Raw genomic sequence first — 15,636 nt, 5'->3', positions numbered from 1 at the left:
GGAGCCAGTCTTAAACTGGCTCCATCATTTTTAAAATAATAGAGAGAACTCTTACAAATCCGACAACTGACTTTCATCAACGATCGGCTCGGCTCCATCAACTACCGGCGTGTAGTCCCAACCGTCACCGGAACCATCGTTTTCATCCGGAGTCGTGATGATTTCCACTGGCGGCTCTGGAGTTGCAGTTGGCGAAGGCGACACTGTTGGAGATGGCTCAACTGTAGGTGACGGTTCCACAGAAGGAGACGGCGTCACTGTTGGCTGTGGATCCACGACTTCAGGCAATTGTTGTTTTGTTACGGAAATCAGTTTCAAAACTGGTTTTAACAAACAACCGCCGTTGCCTTGCAAGACCACAGATTTCATCGCATCAAAATCCAATGTCACATTGTATTGATGGCCGGCTTCAAACTGAACTTTATTAGTCAGGATGATTTTAACACCGGTTTTTTGCGCGCTCGGAGTTTTTAGCTCACAAATCGAGTCATCACCTTTGATAATATAGTGCCCGGAGTCCTTTAAAATCAGACGAATCTGCTGAATTTGCAAACCATCTGGAGCCACGATTTCTTGCAATGGGAGGCTGATCCCATTTTGCAATTTTAAAAGATCAACTGAGCCCATACCTTTTGCCAAGATCAAACGACCGACCTTGCTGGCCCCCGCAACCACGACCTCAAGATGGTCGATATCGACAACAACAGACTTAATTTCTTTGTTTGGAGCATCGACCAATTTGAAGTTTACCAAAGCTTGTCTGGATGAATCGATCGAAAGGGACGAGGCAACTTCCGAGTTTAAATTCGTTGCAGATTGCGGACTGCAAGAAGCGATAAAAACCATTCCGGTTGCGATCACAAGTTTATTGAACGACGTATTCATGCGCCCTCCTGGCAATTGTCATAAGCACAGGAAACACTGTACCCCAGGCAATTTGGAGTCGCCATAAATGCTCTTCTTGAGTCATTCATTTCGAGAGTGTGACTAAAACCTAGTCACTTTCAAAAACATTTTTCCCTCTGAGAGGTTGAAATGCTTAGCTAAAATTTGGGGGTTGATAAGGCAGATTCTCGGAAAGCTTCGAGGCCTATAAATACAAGGTTCGAAGGGAAGAGAGAAAAGAATGTGTGTCGAGGTTGTTCGGGAGAAAAGACATAATAAGCAAGGCGGCCCCTGGAGGGAAGCTCAAGCATCTGTCTTACCAACCCCAAACTTTAGCTAAGCATTCCTTCGCTGCAGCTTCGGCGTGCCAAGGCCTCGGGGACCTGTCACGCCGTATCCTGCAAGACGAAGGTGGATTATTGTACTTTGATCGAACGGCTTTTTGCGTTTTCTGCTTTTGGCAGAGTCACTTCAAGCACTCCGTCCTTATAAGACGCTTCGATTTTGTCTCCCGCAACATGTATCGGAAGACTGAACGTACGTTGGAATTTGCCCCAAGAACGCTCGGAGTATTTTTTATCTCCGGCATCTTTGATTCTTTCGCCTGAAATAGTCAGAACGTTGTCTGCCATTTCAATTTTAATGTCTTCTTTTTTGAAGCCCGGCAAATCCGTCGTTACGATATAGGCATTTTCTTTTTCCTCGATATCTACAGAGGGAGAAAAGTCCATCGTCGCGCGAGCTGCAGGAGTGTACCCGCGATCCAAGTCGCCGAAAAATTCTTCGAATTGACTGAATAGATCGTTGGCTGGACGACGAGCTGACCATGGTGATAATGAACGCATTGACATAAAATCCTCCTATATAAACGTTTAAACTCTGCTGTGCAGAGAATTTACTCCAGCAAAGCTGGAGTGCTTACAGTTCGAGGAAGCTTCCGGATCACTTCTCATAATTAACTATGGAATTGATTTAAAAAGTGTCAAGGCGAGGTCAAAAAAAAGGGAGATTCTATAAATCTCCCTTTTGAAAACATATGTAATTTGGACTACTTCGCTTTACCTTGATTCGCGACAGCTTCCATCGCTGCCTTCACTTCTTCAGGATCACCGACAAACTCTTTGCCAATCACCTTAAGATCTTTATCAAGTTCATAGACCAACGGAATACCCGTCGGCATGTTCACGCCCATGATTTCATCCGGCGTCATATTTTCCAAATGCTGGATCAAAGCTCGCAAACTGTTTCCATGGGCAACGATAAGCACTTTTTGGCCAGATTTGATTTTTGGAGCAATAGTTTCGTTCCAAAGCGGAAGGAAGCGAGCCACTGTCTCTTTTAGGGATTCCGTGCTAGGCAAAAGGCTTGCGGGCACATTTTTGTAACGCGGATCGTGCGAAGGATGACGTGGATCATTGTTTTCCATAGCCGGTGGCATAACATCATAGCTACGACGCCAGATCTTAACTTGGTCTTCGCCATGACGGGCCGCAGTCTCAGACTTGTTAAGACCTTGAAGAGCGCCATAGTGGCGTTCATTCAAGCGCCAGTCTTTGTGGACAGGAAGCCACACTTGATCGATCTCGTCCAAAACGAAATTGAGGGTTTTGATAGCTCTTTTTAGAACGCTTGTGTAAGCAACATCAAATTTGAAGCCTTTGTCATTGAGAGATTTGCCTCCTTTTGCAGCTTCGGCACGACCTTTTTCGGAAAGATCAACGTCTTGCCAACCTGTGAAGCGGTTCTCTTGATTCCAAACACTTTCACCGTGTCTAATCAGCACTAACTTATACACGCTTAAACTCCTTCATTTTCAATAAAATAAGAGCTAACATGACCGTGCATCCTTGAATATGAAAACTCTCGCTTTTTGCTATGCATTAACACGTTACAAACGCGCGAGTTTTTGGAAAAAACAAGGTCTGCCTAAAGTGAGGAATTTCGTCGTGAACAACAATGGTATCAACAGCTCAAATCTTGAATACATTGAAGCACTCTATGGTGACTTCAAAGCAAAGCCTGAAACACTTGCTCCCGAATGGAGAAGTTTTTTTGAAGGCGTTGAATTTGCCCAATCTGGCAAATTCGGAATGTCTGACAAGGAGCTTTCAGTTTTCCAGTTGATACAAGCTTACCGCGCTCAAGGACATCTTGAAGCGGATTTGAACCCACTTTACAAACCAACTGCTAACGAAGCCTTGAATCTTAAAGCCTTCGGTTTAAGCGATAAAGACTTGAATGCGAAATTCCAGATCGGCGCGATCGTTGGAAAACAAAATGCCTCATTGTCTGAGATCATCGCTCACTTGCAAAAAGCTTATTGCGGAAAAATCGCACTCCAAGCGGCGGACGCTTCTGCTGCTGAATACAAATGGTTGCAACAAGAGTTCGAAGGATCTTCTTTCAAACTTACTCCTGAAGAAAAGAAAACTGTTTTGGCTTCTTTGACGAAAGCTGAAACTTTGGAAAAGTTCGTTCACACTCGCTATGTGGGAACAAAGCGTTTCTCTGTTGAGGGCGCTGACTCTATCCTTCCGATGATGGATACAATTGTGAACCGTGGTTCACAAGCAGGTATCAAAGAACTTCACATGGGTATGGCTCACCGCGGACGCGTGAACATGCTGGTGAACTTCTTCGGTAAAGGCGAAGAATACGTCTTCGGCGATTTCAACGGTCCATTGGAACTTGAAAAAGCAATCGAAGACTTTGATGGCGACGTAAAATATCACTTGGGTTATAAAACCGAAAAGAAAGCGAATAACGGATCTTCCGTTAAAGCGACTTTGGCTTACAACCCTTCTCACTTGGAAACTGTGAACGCAGTTGCTTTGGGTATCACTCGTGCAGCCCAAGACTTGAATGCGGGTGACAGAAAATCTGCTGTCTGCGTATTGATTCACGGTGACGCGGCTTTCGCAGGCCAAGGCATTATCCAGGAAACTTTGCAGTTGGCTGCAGTTCAGTCCCATACAACAGGCGGAACAATCCACGTTATCATCGATAACCAAGTGGGCTTCACGACAAGCGCAAAAGATGCACGCTCCACCCGTTATGCTTCTGATCCAGCAAAAATGACATTCACACCGGTACTTCATGTGAACGGTGACGATGTTGAATCTTGTGTGCGCGGCATGGATATCGCTATCCGCTACCGTCAACAATTCGGCAAAGACGTTGTGATCAACCTGATCTGTTACCGTAAGTACGGTCACAATGAGGGTGACGAACCTGCATTCACTCAACCTTTGATGTACGATCTGATCAAAGCCCACGCAACCGTACGTGAAATTTACGCGCAAAAATTGGCGGGTGAAAACAGCGTTGATCAAAAAACGGCTGATGAGCTTTACCAGCAAGCGATGGATCGTCTGCAAAAAATCTTCGAAGACACTAAGAAAGCTCCACCGAAACTTAAAAACTTTAAGTTTGAGGGTAACTGGTCAGGTCTGCGCAAAGGTGTTGAAGCCGATGCAGACAAGCCCGTGAATACTTCATTCGATTTGGCAAAACTAAAACAGATCGGTGAAAAAGCCGCTTCTTATCCTGCAGACTTCACTCCACATCCAAAACTTTTGAAGCTTTTGGAAAGCCGTAAAAACATGGCTTCTGGAAAAGATCCAGTGGACTGGGGTATGGGCGAGCTTCTGGCATACGGCTCCCTTCTTGCTGAAGGTAAGTCGGTTCGTCTGACAGGTGAAGACTGCGTTCGCGGTACCTTCACTCACCGTCACGCCGGCATGTACGATGTAAAAACAAATAAAGCCTTCTTCCCTTTGGCTGATACAAATCCGAAAGCAAAATTTTTGGTGGCAGAGTCTATTCTGTCAGAGTACGGCGTGATGGGTTACGAATACGGTTACACGACTTACGATCCTAACACTTTGGTGATGTGGGAAGCTCAGTTCGGCGACTTCGTCAATGGTGCGCAAATCGTGATTGACCAATACATCGCAGCTGCAGAATCCAAATGGCAGCAAATGTCTGGTTTGACGTTGTTACTTCCGCACGGTTACGAAGGCCAGGGGCCTGAGCATAGCTCTGCCCGTCTTGAGCGCTTCTTGCAAAGCTGTGCGATGTACAACATGCAAGTATGCAACCTAACAACGCCAGCACAGATTTTCCATGCTCTTCGTCGCCAAATGGTTCGTGATTTCAGAAAACCACTGGTGATCATGACGCCAAAATCATTGTTAAGACATCCAAAAGCTGTTTCCCCAATTGAAGACCTGGCAAATGGTTCTTTCCAACCGGTTCTTGGAGACACGACTGATAAATCCAAAGTGGATACAGTGGTATTTGTTTCCGGTAAGTTCTATTACGAGCTTTTGGAAGAAAGAGAAAAATCTAAAAAGGATAACATCGCTCTGGTACGTCTTGAGCAGATCTATCCATTCCCGGCTCGCCAAGTGGCGGAAGTGTTGAAAGGCTATCCAAAGGCTAAGACACTTATCTGGGCTCAGGAAGAACCGAAAAACATGGGCGCATTCCAACATGTTTACTTCAAATTTATTGAAGTGGTTCAAAAAGCCGGATTGCAACTTCGTTTTGAATACGCGGGTCGCCCTGAAAAGGCTTCTCCAGCGGTGGGTTCTATCCACAGACACAAAACGGAACAAGCTGACATTATTAAAAGCATCTTTAGCTAAAGGATAAGCAACATGAAACAAGAGATTAAAGTTCCCGCAGTGGGCGAATCCATCACCGAGGCGACGATCGGCAGCTGGACTAAAAAATCCGGCGACTTCGTTAAGCGTAATGAAGTTTTGATGCTTCTTGAAACAGATAAAGCCAGCGTTGAAGTTGTCGCTGAAAATGACGGCGTGTTGACGATCCTTCCAGGCAGCGAAGCTGGCGCCACAGTTTTGATTGGTGCGACAGTTGCGACCCTGGATACGGATGCTAAAGCAGGTGCAGGAGCTCCGGCTCCCGCAGCGGCAGGTGCCGTTCCACCTCCTCCACCAGTACAACCGGCAGCTCAAACTTCTGCTTCTCCGGCACAAATGACTGCTGCTCCGGCAGCAGCTGGTGGTTCAAATCCAAATCTTTCACCAGCGGTGCAAAGAATTGTGACTGAAAACCAAATCGATCCTTCTCAAGTTGCAGGCACTGGTAAAGATGGTCGTTTGACTAAAGGCGATGTTTTGGCAGCGACTCCAGGTACAGCAAGTAAAGCGGCCGCTCCCGCAGCTGCTCCTTCTGCAGCACCAGCTCCAAAAGCCGCGGCGCCGACTGTTGTTCCAGTAGCAACAGGTCCTTCGAAACAAGGCGATAAAAAACTTGTTCCGATGACGACAATCCGCAAGCGTATTGCTGAAAAATTGAAAGAGGCGCAAAACACAGCTGCTTTGCTTACTACTTTCAACGAAATCGACATGACGAAAGTGATGGAGCTTCGTGCGAAGTACAAAGATAAATTCAAAGAGAAATTCGGTCTAAACCTTGGTTTCAACGGATTCTTTGTGAAAGCCTCTGTGGAAGCATTAAAAGCTTATCCTGCAGTGAATGCATGGATCGTTGGGACTGACATCGAATACCACAACTACTATAACATCGGCATCGCGGTATCGACGGAAAAAGGCTTGATGGTTCCGAACATCAAAGACGCAGACACATTGTCTTTGGCAGGTGTTGAAGTCGCTGTTCGTGATCTGGCTGCAAAAGGTCGCGATGGCAAGATCTCTCCAAACGATTTGGGTGGCGGTACATTCTCCATCACAAACGGTGGTGTGTTCGGTTCCCTTCTTTCAACTCCGATCGTAAACGCGCCTCAATCAGCTATCTTGGGTCTGCATAAAATCCAAGACCGCCCGATGGCCGTAAACGGTAAGGTTGAAATCCGTCCTATGATGTACGTGGCTTTGACTTACGACCACAGAATCGTTGACGGCAAAGAAGCTGTTTCCTTCCTGGTGAAGATCAAAGAGCTTGTGGAAGATCCTGAAAGACTTCTTCTAGAAATCTAAAACACTTAAAACCCCGCTCCGAGCGGGGTTTTCCTTTCTGACGAAAAGTTCTTCGCTATTTTGAAGGCTGGCGAAAGTTCTTTCGAATCTCTCGATGTCACAGTTAGAAATTTTCGAAACCCGCGGTTAACAATCGCGGGTTTTTTTATGAGCAGCGCTTGGAAGCGTTGATTACTTTGGATTCCAAGTGGCGATTTTGTCTTCTTCGTTTACAGATCTGCTTCACATCAACACGTTTTTTCCTGTGAAAATTTGCCGCCGTAAAAACTTTCGACACAATCCCCTAGACTAAAGCCGCGAAACAATCGGCCGATAACTTCCCTCGTCTGGGAGGATACATGTTTTTAGATTCAAGAATTCTATTGATGGGATTGGTTATGGGCGGACTTGTGGCATGCAGCCCTAAAACTACTTACGAGAACTTTATTTCTGATCAAGGTTACATTCCTTTTCAACAGCCACTGTCTCAAGTGGGTGTGGGTGCCTTGCTGGCGGGTTCTCCGGATCAACTGCGTATCATTTCGCCTTCTAAAACATGCTTCCCAACTGCCTATAACGGAGCCGATACGCAGCTTTATCAATCAGTGGATGCTCAATTACCAGAGATCTCTAAAAAGATGTCTATCAGTGCCGGTATGGATGCAAACTTCTTGGCAGCAAGTGGCACGCCTTTGTTCAGGCTTAAAACTAGCTACACTCAGCTAAAAACATTGGATGTGCACATTGATGGTGCTTCCATTGAATACCTGGATGAAATCGCCTTCGGCATGTGGGTCTATAGTGGTATGTCAGAAGCCTGCCGCGCTTATCTACAAAATGGTGGCAGTTTCATTCGCCAAGCTTTGCGTGTGGATAAAATGCTTTTCCAATTTAAAAACTCCAAGGGTGGTTTGATCGCGATCAATACCGACAAGATCAAAGAAATTATGGATTTCGAAGTGGATGTAAAATGGGAAATCGTCGACAACTACACAATGTCGATCACATCTCCTAAATACGTGGGCTATCACTTGGCAAAAGTAAATCCCCAATCACCAGGATCCATCGCTTACATCGCAAGCGATCTGACTAAAAAGGGTGAGTTCGATTTCAAACCAGTTCAAAGCTATACTAGCTATGAAGGATTGATGTCATCGTACTAGTCTATTCCTTTAAAAATTTAGGAAATTCTTTAACGAGCGTGTCCATCAGGGCACGCACTCGTTTTGACATATACCGATTCGACGGTGTCACAATATAAGCATCATGACCTGATTCCAGGCGATCATTTACGACCACTTCCACCAATTCCTTACGACGAAGTGATTCCGCCACATCCCAATGTGAACGAATGGCGATACCACCGCCCGACTTTGCAACTTCAGTTAAGAATAATCCGTTATTAGAAATGATCGACGAGGAGCTGGCGATTTCATTCAGCGACAGCCCGCTTTTCATAAACTTTCTGTGGCGATGAATGCCAATCATCAAAAGGGGATGCTCCTTCAGGTCTTTGACCGTCTTAGGCATCCCATTCTCTTTCAAATAGGCGGCACTTGCCACCATCTTTAAATAGTTCGGCCCCAACCTTCTGGCAATCATGGTCGAGTCTTCCAAATTCGAAAAGCGAATCGCCAGATCAAATCCTGCCTCCACCAGGCGTTCATAAGTATCACTGAAATGTACATCGACTTCGACCTGGGGATGCTGCTTACGAAACTCTGTCAGAATCTTCGCGACCGGCCCCTGTGATAACCCCCAAGGCATAGTTAAATGAATAGGACCTTTAAGTTCATCACTATCCGAAAACTGTTCTTCCATCTCTTTGATGTCACCCAGCAGACGACGAACCTGGGGCATCAGCGTTTTACCCTCATCCGTCAAAGCCACGGCGCGAGTCGAACGTTGAAACAGCCTCACCCCCAGATCGTCTTCTAAACGCGCGACACGCTTACTAAGAATCGAAACCGGGATGCCCACCTTGCGCGAGGCTTGGGTAAATCCCTGCGCATCAGCAACTGATAAAAAGGCCACAATGTCTTCAATATTCTGAATTTTCATTGTTTCTATTTTAGAAACAATGTTTCTCAAAAACAAGGGCTTATCATCGCATCAGAAAAGGTCTAATCTGAGTTCATCAGGACTTTTCACAAGAAACAGGAGCCCTTATGAAACTCAACCACCAGGATTTAGCCGTCTCGATTTTGCGTATCGCTTTGGGGATTAACATTTTCCTTCACGGGATTGTGCGCTTTGGACCGAACTATTCCAAGTTTATCGCTTGGATCACAGAAACATTTAAGGACGCTCCTCTTCCCGCGTGGTCGGTTCAGGCATTTGCCTATTCCATTCCTCCCCTGGAAGCGATCATCGGCTTACTTTTGATCCTGGGTGTTTTCTTGATGCCAACGACAATTGCAGGACTGGCTTTGATGATTATGCTGATGGCCGGAAGCTGCCTGATCCAAAACTGGGAGATCGTCGGCATCCAGATGATTTACATCCTGCTTTACACAGTTGTTTTATTTTTCCTTAACTACAATCACTACTCCTTTGACGTGCTAGTGAGAAAAAAATAGGTGCTTTATGAAAAAGAATAAATTGGCATTAGTCACAGGTTCCACCGCTGGTATTGGATTCGCCATCGCACAAAGTCTGACCAAAAAAGGTTTCGATGTGATCATCAATGGTCGCACCGAAGAACGTGTGAATAGCGCGATCAATGAACTTATCAAATCTGGGGCAAACAAAGCTTCCCTGCACGGAGTTGCCGCTGACCTTACAACCACAGCAGGGATTTTCAAAGTGACTGAACTTTTTCCGGAAGTGGACGTTTTGGTAAATAACTTTGGTATCTTTGAACCAAAAGAGTTCGCCGATATCAGTGATGAGGATTGGGAAAAAATGTGGAATGGAAACTTCATGTCGGGCGCCCGACTCTCCCGTTATTATTTCCCCCGCATGATGAAAAAAAACGCGGGTCGCGTGATCTTCATTTCCAGTGAATCGGCCCTGCAAATTCCGACGGAAATGATCCATTATGGCGTTTCTAAAACGGCGCAGGTAGCTTTAGCCCGTGGCCTTGCGGAAACTGCAGCACGCACGAACGTAACCGTGAATTCTGTTTTGGTAGGACCAACAAAATCAGAAGGCGTTGGAACATTCCTAAAACAATTGGCCGAGAAAGATCATATCTCTGAACAACAGGTTGAAGAGGGATTCTTTAAAACAGCTCGTCCCACTTCGATCATTCAGCGCTTTATCCGCCCTGAAGAAATCGGCAATGTCGTAGCATTCCTGGCGACGGATGAAGCGTCTGCCATCACGGGCTCTGCTATGAGAGTTGAAGGCGGCTTGCTTAAAACAATGGTATAGATTTATAGACCTTTATTGTACGTGCGGAACCACTCGGTTCCGCATCGCAATACGAAAAGGGAACTGTTACCTGATTAAAGCATATCAAAGAAGATACGCAGAACTGGAACCACCTCGGGACTGCTTGGCAATTGAATCAAATCGGCTGAAGGAATTGCCGTCGCGCGATCTGAACTGATGTCATTCGTAAAGGCCTGAGTCACGGTATCAGCAAAGCGTTTGCCTTTCACAACCACTGCCATCTCGCCTTCCACTTTTTCAGAGCGTGGATGCAAGTTATAAGACATCACCATCGAGTACTCGCCGTCGATCACCGCAAGCTTAGAATGGAGTGTTGCACCTTTTTTCAAGTACACTTGCGCACCAACTGCCGCCAGATCATGGGCACTTCTTAAGATCGGCAGACTTACGATCGGCTCATCTACAGACGTATGAGAATTCGTAAGCACACGCACCCGAACTCCACGTGCCACTGCCGCCTGGATTTCATTTTTCAAAGCCGGGAACATCACGACGTAGGCATTTTCAATATCCACCGTGCTTTTCGCTTCGCGAATACCTTTCAGCAGCGTCATCATGATTGTGCTGCCGTTTTGATTTTTTACGGGGTCATGATTCAATACCGCAACCACATCACCTGTTTCAGGAGCCACCTGTTTGGAAGCCCGAACTTGAATTGTTTTATAAGCCAGTTTCTTTTCTTTTACTTGCTGGTTCCAAACATCTGCGAACAGGCGGCGGCTTTCGTTCACCGACTCACCTTGAACATAGACATCTGTATCTCTCCAGCGCGGAATATTCATATCTGGGTTCTTATGGCTGTACACATCGCCAAAATTCAAACCGCCAGAAATCACATGCTCACCATCGATGATTAGCATTTTACGATGTTGACCTTCGAACACGTGGGATGGATTCGTCCAGCGAATCACTTCAATTCCGGCTTGTTCCATTTTTTGAACAGCCTCGGTATATCCCGGCTTTTTCGCCACTTGACCATCCACGATCAGGCGAACTTTCACGCCGCTTTTGTGTTTGGAAATTAAAAGATCTGCCGCTTCAAAACCTGTCTTATCGGAGTAAACCGCCCACGTCATCACGTCGATGGATTTCTTAGCCTTACTCATCAAACTGTCACGCAATGCAAATGACTGCTCTCCGTCGATCAGAATTTGAACTTTAGAGGTTTTATGAAATTCAGACTTTGCAAAATGCAAAATATTATCCAGACCCGCTGGAGAATTATCCAAACGTTCTGTCATCGTTTTAGAAAGTGCCGACCACTCTACATATTTAACAGTCGTATTCGTTAAACCACGCAAAGCCAAAACACCTTCGATGTTGCTGACGGCTGTTTCAATCAGATAGGCTTCTTTTTCTTTAGAAAGTCCGATTAATGGATTTGGTTTTCCACCCAACTCAGGAAGAGCCTTCAATTGCGCCAAAAGTGAAACCAATGAAGATGTCAGTTTTCCGGAGTTTGATAAAACCGCCAGTTGATTTAAAAGAATCGCTTCTTGCTTAACTGTGCCCAACTCTGCCAGGTCGCGCACATTCAAAGGAGAAATGGATTTCGTTTTAAGAACTTCAGTGGGATCGCCTTTTACAATTTGAAAGGCGTACTGACCCACTTGAGCCTGAAGCTGCTGCTTTAAAAGACCCATTAAAATCGCAGGATTTACTGCTGGAGCTGGTGCCTGGGTTTGCGCCGTGAAAATAGCCGAACACTGCTCAGCCGCCATCACCACGGAAGGCGCCAGCGCCGAGGACAATAACAGGCCACTCACTGTCAAAAACTTATTCACCTTGGACATGCCCATAAGGGTCTCCTTGCAATAGGAATTACTTAATAATCTATGCAAAGACGTATTTCAGAAGACATGCCAGAGAGGGCAAAAAGACTCTTAAAGTGAACGAAAAAAGGGTTCCGAAGAACCCTCTTTTTACTTAACCGTAGTGGCGATGTCTCCGACCCCGGAGGTCGCGCTGATTTTAAACTCCGATGGTGCTTTCTCTTTATTCAGTAGGGTTTTGCTTCCCATACCGGTCGTATATTTCTCGTTAACGATCTGACCGTTCGGCACTTCGACGCTGATACTTCCCATGCCCACTTTAAAAGACCACTCCCCCTCGTTCAATTTTTCCATGAGCTTTACATCAAGTTTGCCCACTCCAAGGTCTACTTTGATTTCTGGAGACACTCCGGAAATTAAAACGTCGCCTACGCCCACTTCGCCGCGAACGACCCCTTTGCTTTCCGCGATCGTAAGTTTACCAGAACCGATATGAGCCTTAATTTCAGCCTTCATTTTCTCGACTGTCACATCCCCTTGCCCACCAGTGATATGCAAGTCCACCGACGAAGGAATCTCTGCGATCAAACTTCCTGAACACCCTTCGCTTTTCTTATCAATTTTTGAAAAGCGAATGGTCAATTCATCCTTACGGCGAGTCACTCGCAACTGGCAGCCATCTGCCAATTCTTGCGCCGTGAATGTTCCTGCGGCGTCCTTACCAGCGGAAATTTTAACATCGCCATCCGGAACCGCCACTTCAACTTCAGTAATTCCCGCCAAAGAAATTTCCAACGGATTGGCGTTAGAGGCATGACCTATTTCTTCGGCTTCAGGTCTCAGTTTATAAGCCCAAGAAGTTTTAGAAAAAGCGATTTTCTCAATTTCATCACGTTCTTTTTTACTCCAAGTGGATACAAATGATGCCGTGGCTCCCAAGCAGATAGCCGCAACAAAGAAACTCGCAATCAAAGAAACGATATAGTACTTTTTCATCTTAGTGACCTCTCGCAAAATCAAGATTCCATTTCAAATATCTGAAAGTCATCGCACCCGCCAATTGTGTGATCGGCAAAAGCAGCAACATAAAGAAAATCCCCAAAGATGCGATTCCCACACAACCAATCATCAAAACGGGCACCAGCAAGCTTGAGAAAATCTTCACCAAAAGAGTAAAGAACATCGCCGCGCCCACTAAAAACAGCGAGCCACCAACAGACCAAAAGGCCACCAATAAACACATTGTCACCAGGAAAGGTCCAATGAAAACCAGGAAGTTCAACGGAGCCAATGCCATCAAAATAAGCGCCGCACGCATAATGGATTTCGCGTGACCCGTTTCGCCCGTCACTTGATCAGCCAAAACTTTTTCAATGCGGTAGTCTTTGATGATTTGATCAACAGATCCCAAATCCTTGCAGATTTGGTCTTCCGTTTTACCTTTCGCCAAAGCATGATGAAAATGTTCTTCGTACTCCGCCAAAATATCAGCGCGTTCGTCTTTTCTTACTTTCTTCAAACCTTCATTTAGTTGTTCGAAAAACTCTGCCTTCGTCATTTATTCTCCCAAAATCTTTTCAACACTTTTTGAAAACTCGCGCCATTCCTTGCGAAGCTCGTCGAAATACGTTCGACCCTTCGTCGTCATTTGATAGTATTTGCGCGGAGGCCCCTCTGCCGATTCCTGCAGATAGGTTTTGAAATAACCTTCATCGGTCATTCTTTTTAACAAGGGATAGATCGTCCCCTCGGCAATCTCGATGCTTTCCGAAATCGCTTCGACCAACTCATACCCGTAGCGGTCTTTGCGATTCAGCAGCGACAAAACCAAAAGCTCGATCACGCCTTTTTTAAATTGAACATTCATGAGTGCCCCTTACAGCTACAAAGTAATCCATGGTACCTCGGATTGCAAGGTACTAGGTAATATTTCCTAGCTATCTATGATCGGGATCATAAATAGCTAAATATATTGAGGATATCTCGCGCCTCAAAGTGCGCCGCAAGCCAACATCTAATCAAATTCAGCCGTTCGCCGAGCCTAAAACGAACCTTACTTAGTGACCGCCAATGTTAAACTGGGTATAAAAAGGTACGGACACACTTTTGGTAGCAACCTCGCATCATTCTGACGCGTGTTTGCTACCAAAAGTGTGTCCGTACCTAAAAGGAATTTACATTTATGTCAGACAATCAATTTGATCTTATTGTTATTGGTTCCGGTCCCGGTGGTTATGTTGGCGCAATTCGCGCAGCTCAATTGGGATTGAAAACCGCAGTTATTGAAAAAGACAAAACTTACGGCGGCACTTGCTTAAACGTGGGTTGCATCCCTTCTAAAGCTCTTTTGGAAAGTTCTGAACACTACGTAGCGGCTCAACATGATTTCGCTGCTCACGGTATCAAAGTTCCTAAAGTTGAATTGGACTTGGGTACAATGATCGCTCGTAAAGACAAAGTCGTTAAAGCCAACACTGATGGCATTAACTTCCTATTTAAGAAAAATAAAATCACTGGAATCAATGGCTTCGGGAAAATCCTGGGAGCTGGCAAAGTAGAAGTGAAAACAGACGACGGCAACACACAAGTGTTAACGACGAAAGCCATCTTGATTGCTTCGGGTTCCGTTCCAGTTGAATTGCCATTCCTAAAGTACGACGAAAAAAGAATCGTTTCCAACACAGGTGCCTTGATCCTGCCACAAGTTCCTAAAACGATGATCGTTGTAGGTGGCGGTGTGATCGGTCTTGAGTTGGGCTCTGTATGGCAGCGCCTGGGGGCTGAAGTGACAGTGATCGAGTACACAAACCGCCTGGGCGGCGCTACAGATCAAGACTGCATGAACGTTCTTAAACGTAACTTGGAAAAAGAAGGCATGAAGTTCCTTCTTTCGACGAAAGTAACTGGCTCTAACGTCGTTGCTGACGGCGTTGAAGTGACTTACGAATCTTTGACTGATGGTAAAGCAACAACTGCGAAAGCCGAAGTTGTACTGGTAGCGACAGGTCGCAAACCATTCACAACGGGCTTGGGCCTTGAAGAAACTGGCATCCAAAAAGATCCGCAAGGTCGCATCATCGTCGATGCTCATTACCAAACGTCAGTTGCTGGGGTATACGCGATCGGTGACGTTATCGCCGGCCCCATGCTTGCGCACAAAGCGGAAGAAGAAGGTGTCGCCGTTGCAGAAATGCTGGCTGGAGGCGCAGGTCACGTGAACTACAACACAGTTCCAGGCGTGATTTACACTCACCCAGAAGTGGCGACTGTAGGTATCAACGAAGAGCAAGCTAAAGAAAAAGGTATCGAAATCAACGTGGGTAAATTCCCATTCCTGGCAAACGGCCGTGCCCGCGCGAAAGGCTTCACTGAAGGTTTCGTAAAAATCATCGCGGATAAGGCCACAGATAAGCTTTTGGGCGCTCACATGGTGGGTCCTGGCGTTTCTGAGCTGATCCACGAAGTGATCGTGTGCATGGAGTTCGGTGGCAGCAGTGAAGATCTTGCAAGATCCTTCCACGCCCACCCTACTTTGTCAGAAGTTGTGCGCGAAGCCGCCCTTGCGGTTGAAAAACGCGCCCGTCAGATGTAAGAGAATTCCAAATCCAAGGCCTCTGGGATTTCCCAGGGGCCTTTTT

Annotated in this window: 14 protein-coding genes; 6 read left to right on the top strand and 8 right to left on the bottom strand. The window is 45.9% G+C overall.

The window, feature by feature from the left end; translation table 11 throughout:
* Positions 1 to 51 precede the first annotated feature (51 nt).
* The 3 genes from HW988_RS05770 to gpmA form a co-directional block, all read right to left on the bottom strand.
* A complete protein-coding gene (locus HW988_RS05770) occupies positions 52 to 885 on the bottom strand; it encodes a DUF4382 domain-containing protein (RefSeq protein ID WP_181606611.1) in 834 nt (277 codons plus the stop codon).
* A 416-nt stretch (positions 886 to 1,301) separates the two neighbouring features.
* On the bottom strand, positions 1,302 to 1,736 hold the full coding sequence (locus tag HW988_RS05765) for an Hsp20/alpha crystallin family protein (RefSeq protein ID WP_255490220.1): 435 nt from the start codon (positions 1,734 to 1,736) through the stop codon (positions 1,302 to 1,304).
* Positions 1,737 to 1,933: 197 nt separating this feature from the next.
* A complete protein-coding gene (gene gpmA, locus HW988_RS05760) occupies positions 1,934 to 2,680 on the bottom strand; it encodes a 2,3-diphosphoglycerate-dependent phosphoglycerate mutase (RefSeq protein WP_142699529.1) in 747 nt (248 codons plus the stop codon).
* Positions 2,681 to 2,831: 151 nt separating this feature from the next.
* Between gpmA and HW988_RS05755 the strand changes: the two genes are divergently transcribed.
* From HW988_RS05755 to HW988_RS05745, 3 genes are all read left to right on the top strand, one after another.
* The gene (locus HW988_RS05755; protein WP_181607615.1) at positions 2,832 to 5,534 is read left to right on the top strand and encodes a 2-oxoglutarate dehydrogenase E1 component; all 2,703 of its coding nucleotides are present in this window, start codon (positions 2,832 to 2,834) and stop codon (positions 5,532 to 5,534) included.
* Between the two features lie 12 nt (positions 5,535 to 5,546).
* Complete coding sequence (gene odhB, locus HW988_RS05750) at positions 5,547 to 6,851, top strand: 2-oxoglutarate dehydrogenase complex dihydrolipoyllysine-residue succinyltransferase (protein WP_181606610.1); 1,305 nt, start codon at positions 5,547 to 5,549, stop codon at positions 6,849 to 6,851.
* 338 nt (positions 6,852 to 7,189) lie between these two features.
* Positions 7,190 to 7,993: a hypothetical protein gene (locus HW988_RS05745; protein ID WP_181606609.1), complete on the top strand. Its 804-nt coding sequence runs from the start codon at positions 7,190 to 7,192 to the stop codon at positions 7,991 to 7,993.
* 1 nt (position 7,994) lies between these two features.
* Here HW988_RS05745 and HW988_RS05740 read toward each other — a convergent pair whose 3' ends face one another.
* The gene (locus HW988_RS05740) at positions 7,995 to 8,891 is read right to left on the bottom strand and encodes a LysR family transcriptional regulator (protein ID WP_181606608.1); all 897 of its coding nucleotides are present in this window, start codon (positions 8,889 to 8,891) and stop codon (positions 7,995 to 7,997) included.
* 107 nt (positions 8,892 to 8,998) lie between these two features.
* On the opposite strand from HW988_RS05740, the gene HW988_RS05735 reads away from it, so the two are divergent.
* Both HW988_RS05735 and HW988_RS05730 read left to right on the top strand, forming a co-directional pair.
* Entirely contained in the window at positions 8,999 to 9,409 is a 411-nt protein-coding gene (locus tag HW988_RS05735; RefSeq protein WP_181606607.1) for a DoxX family membrane protein, read from the top strand.
* Positions 9,410 to 9,416: 7 nt separating this feature from the next.
* On the top strand, positions 9,417 to 10,205 hold the full coding sequence (locus HW988_RS05730) for an SDR family NAD(P)-dependent oxidoreductase (RefSeq protein ID WP_181606606.1): 789 nt from the start codon (positions 9,417 to 9,419) through the stop codon (positions 10,203 to 10,205).
* A gap of 74 nt (positions 10,206 to 10,279) precedes the next feature.
* Here HW988_RS05730 and HW988_RS05725 read toward each other — a convergent pair whose 3' ends face one another.
* The 4 genes from HW988_RS05725 to HW988_RS05710 form a co-directional block, all read right to left on the bottom strand.
* On the bottom strand, positions 10,280 to 12,025 hold the full coding sequence (locus HW988_RS05725; protein ID WP_181606605.1) for a phosphatidylserine/phosphatidylglycerophosphate/cardiolipin synthase family protein: 1,746 nt from the start codon (positions 12,023 to 12,025) through the stop codon (positions 10,280 to 10,282).
* A 123-nt stretch (positions 12,026 to 12,148) separates the two neighbouring features.
* Positions 12,149 to 12,994: a hypothetical protein gene (locus tag HW988_RS05720; RefSeq protein WP_181606604.1), complete on the bottom strand. Its 846-nt coding sequence runs from the start codon at positions 12,992 to 12,994 to the stop codon at positions 12,149 to 12,151.
* 1 nt (position 12,995) lies between these two features.
* The gene (locus HW988_RS05715; protein WP_181606603.1) at positions 12,996 to 13,556 is read right to left on the bottom strand and encodes a DUF1700 domain-containing protein; all 561 of its coding nucleotides are present in this window, start codon (positions 13,554 to 13,556) and stop codon (positions 12,996 to 12,998) included.
* Positions 13,557 to 13,865: a PadR family transcriptional regulator gene (locus HW988_RS05710; protein ID WP_142699520.1), complete on the bottom strand. Its 309-nt coding sequence runs from the start codon at positions 13,863 to 13,865 to the stop codon at positions 13,557 to 13,559.
* Positions 13,866 to 14,180: 315 nt separating this feature from the next.
* Here HW988_RS05710 and lpdA point away from each other — a divergent pair, with 315 nt between their 5' ends.
* Positions 14,181 to 15,590: a dihydrolipoyl dehydrogenase gene (gene lpdA, locus HW988_RS05705; RefSeq protein WP_181606602.1), complete on the top strand. Its 1,410-nt coding sequence runs from the start codon at positions 14,181 to 14,183 to the stop codon at positions 15,588 to 15,590.
* The last annotated feature ends 46 nt before the right edge of the window (positions 15,591 to 15,636 follow it).

Source organism: Bdellovibrio sp. KM01, assembly GCF_013752535.1.
Classification (GTDB): domain Bacteria; phylum Bdellovibrionota; class Bdellovibrionia; order Bdellovibrionales; family Bdellovibrionaceae; genus Bdellovibrio.
This window is presented reverse-complemented; position numbering and strand designations above follow the sequence as displayed.